This is a genomic window from Mesorhizobium sp. M7D.F.Ca.US.004.03.1.1 (assembly GCF_003998635.1).
GTDB classification, from domain to species: domain Bacteria; phylum Pseudomonadota; class Alphaproteobacteria; order Rhizobiales; family Rhizobiaceae; genus Mesorhizobium; species Mesorhizobium loti.
In genome coordinates this window covers 1-2,131 of the sequence record NZ_RZQG01000973.1, presented here as the reverse complement: position 1 = coordinate 2,131, position 2,131 = coordinate 1, and the positions used below count along the sequence as shown (strand labels likewise).

Below are 2,131 nucleotides of genomic sequence, written 5' to 3'. Positions count from 1 at the left end.
CGGCAGAGGCGTCGCTTCCACGACGCCCTTGCCACACATTTGCCTGTTAACTGATTGAGATGTTTTTTGTTTCGGCGGCGTGGCGCGGTTTGACTTCGCAGCACCTCCGGCGCAAGAACGAATTGGCTTGTCGGTCCAAGATGCCCGCAACGGTTGCATTCGCCGACAGGCAGAACTGATCGAGACTGACGGGTGGGCATCTATCTCCCGATCGCGGAAATTTCCGTCAATATCTTCGTCCTGCTGGCCATGGGCGCGGCGGTGGGTTTCCTGTCGGGCATGTTCGGCGTCGGCGGCGGGTTCCTCATCACGCCGCTCTTGATCTTCTACAACATACCCCCGGCGATCGCGGTCGCCACCGGCGCCAACCAGGTCATCGCCTCCTCCGTCTCCGGTGTCCTTTCGCACATGAAGCGAGGGACGCTCGACTTCAAGCTCGGTGGGGTGTTGCTGGCCGGCGGCATTGTCGGTTCCACCGGCGGCATCTACGTCTTCGCCTTCCTGCGCCGCCTCGGCCAGCTCGACCTCTTTATCTCGCTGCTCTACGTCGTGCTGCTCGGCACGGTCGGCGGACTGATGCTGGTCGAAAGCGTCAATGCGCTGCGCGCCACGCGCAGCGGTGCGGCACCGGTGCTGAAGAAATCCGGCCAGCACAACTGGATCCACCGCTTGCCGCTGAAGATGCGCTTCAGGGCCTCGAAACTGTTCGTCAGCGTCATCCCGGTGCTCGGCCTTGGCGCCGGCATCGGCTTCCTGTCGTCGATCATGGGTGTCGGCGGCGGCTTCATCATGGTGCCGGCGCTGATCTATCTGCTGAAAGTGCCGACCAATGTCGTTATCGGCACCTCGCTCTTCCAGATCATCTTCACCTCCGCCTATACGACACTGGTCCACGCCACCACCAACCAGACGGTCGACGTCGTGCTGGCCTTCCTGCTGATGGCGGGCGGCGTGGCCGGCGCGCAATATGGCGCCAAGGCCGGTCAGAGGCTGCGCGGCGAGCAGCTCAGGGCCTTGCTGGCGCTGCTGGTGCTGGCGGTGGCGATACGATTGGCCATCGATCTTTTCGTCACTCCGCCCAATCTCTATTCGCTGTCCGCCGTGGGCCTCAACTGATGAGGGCTCCGAACGCGTTCGCAACCGCCATTGTCCTGTCATTGCTTGCGGCCGCGGTATCAGCGAAGGCACAGGTCCCATTGACGGAAGGCATCCAGATCGGGCTCTCCACCGACAATGTCTCGATCACCGCCGGCTTTTCCGGCGCCGACCTGACCATCTTCGGTTCGCTGGAAAATCCCGATCCACTCGTCGCTCGCCAGGGCCGCTACGATGTCATCGTCGTGCTCGAAGGCCCGCCCAAACCGGTGGTGGTGCGCCGCAAGGACAGGGTGCTTGGCGTCTGGGTCAATCTGGACTCCGAGACCTTCGAGAACGTGCCGATGTCCTATTCGGTGGCGACGACGCGGCCGCTGCAGGACATCACCGAACCCAACAGCTACAAGCAGCTGTCGCTTGGCGCCTCCAACCTCTACATGCAGCCCGCCGATGCCGGCGACAGCCCGGCGACGATCGAGGAATTCACCGCGGCGTTGCGGGAGCGCAAGTCGGCGACCGGCCTCTACAGCGAGAATGTCGGCGGCGTGCAATTCCTGTCGCAGAACCTGTTCCGCGCCACCGTCAGGCTGGCGCCGAATGTCCCGGTCGGCACCCACAAGGCACGCGCCTTCCTGTTCAAGAGCGGCCTGTTCATCAAGGAAAGCTCAGCCCAGCTCGAAATCCGCAAATCCGGTTTCGAACAGTCGATCTTCCGTGTCGCCCATAATTATTCCTTCCTCTATGGCGTCTTTGCGATATCGCTGGCCATGCTGACAGGCTGGCTCGGAAGGCTGATCTTCCGGCGAGACTAGAACTTTTCCCGAAAAGTGGTTTCCCTTTGCGGGAGCATGCGGTAGACCGCGCTCCCCAGCCAACTTGCAGACACAAACAATTCGGTTCGGCAGAGCAGCCCGTCCCCGGGCAGCGCGCGATTTCTCATGGCGCCTGTCGGCTCGCCGCCGACAAATACAGGAACTTGTCATGCGACCAGCCTTCGGCGGGATCGACTTCGGTACTTCGAACTCCACCGTTGGCG

Annotated in this window: 2 protein-coding genes; both read left to right on the top strand. The window is 62.3% G+C overall.

The annotated features are described in order from the left end of the window. The first annotated feature begins 192 nt into the window (after positions 1-192). Positions 193-1,116, top strand: coding sequence for a sulfite exporter TauE/SafE family protein (locus EN935_RS32650; RefSeq protein WP_109666487.1), 924 nt, complete (start codon positions 193-195; stop codon positions 1,114-1,116). Further along, positions 1,116-1,907, top strand: a complete 792-nt coding sequence (locus tag EN935_RS32645) for a TIGR02186 family protein (protein ID WP_109666485.1) — start codon at positions 1,116-1,118, stop codon at positions 1,905-1,907. Before EN935_RS32650 ends, EN935_RS32645 begins: the two co-directional genes overlap by 1 nt. Positions 1,908-2,131: the final 224 nt, after the last annotated feature.

Coding starts and splice junctions, on each gene's coding strand:
- EN935_RS32645 (WP_109666485.1), top strand. CDS start 1,116: ATGAGGGCTCCGAACGCGTTCGCAACCGCCATTGTCCTGTCATTGCTT.